We start from the raw sequence: 1,271 nt of genomic DNA on the forward strand, positions 1-1,271 counted from the left end.
GTAAAACGTCCTTGAAAAGAACCGTGTGGTTTATCATGATAGTTAACACCAAACCCTTCTGGATACTTTGATTTGGCGAACCCAATACCCTCTGGTTGCGAAACATTCGGTTTTTGTCCAATAAACCAAGAAAGTGGTTTATCTCCTACTAATAGATTTAAGTCACACTTACCAATTCCAGGTACCTGTCCCGTTTCAGTGTATTGCCAGATATCGCATGGATATGCTGGTTTATTTCCACCATAACGAGGAATCCACGTAAAGTCTGCTTTCACTTTAGACATACCGAATTGTTCATACATATGATGACCTACGTAGAAACCTACTTTTTTAGCACCTAAACGATATAACTCATCAATGAAAGCTTGTGAACCTGCTACCATGTTACCCATCGTTTCCTGTTCTACATCTGCAACCCAAAATAATGCGTCTTTGTCTCCACGCGCCCAAAATTCCTGTGCTTCTTTTTTAGCATCTTCTACAGATACGAAACGACAGAAAGCATAGTTTCCAAATGGTACGCTATGGGACTTCATAGAAGCCACGTATGATTTATACATTGGATCTACATAGTTTGAGCCATCCTGTACACGTGCAATCACTAAATCAAGTTGCGGGGCCGCAACTGACCACTCAATATCACCATTCCATTTTGAAATATCTACAATGTGTCCCATTATTGAACATCTCCTTTTTTCTCTTCTTGTTTTTGTTTGCCGCCCAAAATTTCAACAGCATTTGTTAATGCAGAAGGTAACATGATTCCTATACGTCCTGCATTTTCTAAGATTGATAAAAGCTCATTACCCATAAAGAAAAAGATGGTTGCTTCACGAATAGCGCTATTGCTACCGATTACGTTGTCCAACTGCGCAGCCACCCCAACTAATAAAAAAAGCACTACCTTTTTGGCAATGCCTTTGAAACCAACTTTACTTTTCAATTCTCCGTTATATCCTGCTGCAATCATGCCTGTGATATAATCAATCGCTACCATTATTACTAATATTTGCAAAACCGCATCCCAACCTCCCCAGAAATATCCACAAAAGCCACCTAATGTAGCTATAAACGATTTTGTTAATATATTAATTTGATTCATTTGTTACACTCCTTAAAAAAAGGCCGACCCACAAAGGTCGGCTATGCTATTATCGAATATCAGATTGTTTCTCTTCTACCCAAGTGTTTTGACCAATATCAATCCAACCATCTTTGCGAGAGTAAATGTCATACGGAAGAGAACCATCCATTCTGCCTAAGTAGCTTCC

2 protein-coding genes are annotated in these 1,271 nt (G+C 39.0%); both read right to left on the reverse strand.

All coding sequences use genetic code 11. The annotated features are described in order from the left end of the window. Nucleotides 1-677 (reverse strand): glycoside hydrolase family 25 protein (locus JDS80_RS30620; RefSeq protein ID WP_199640811.1); only part of this gene is annotated, 677 nt, incomplete at its 3' end. Then, nucleotides 677-1,102, reverse strand: a complete 426-nt coding sequence (locus JDS80_RS30625) for a phage holin family protein (RefSeq protein ID WP_071770943.1) — start codon at nucleotides 1,100-1,102, stop codon at nucleotides 677-679. The genes JDS80_RS30620 and JDS80_RS30625, both read right to left, overlap by 1 nt. Nucleotides 1,103-1,271: the final 169 nt, after the last annotated feature.

Origin of the sequence: Bacillus cereus group sp. N8, assembly GCF_016483685.1 — a bacterium.
Classification (GTDB): Bacteria; Bacillota; Bacilli; order Bacillales; family Bacillaceae_G; genus Bacillus_A; species Bacillus_A proteolyticus.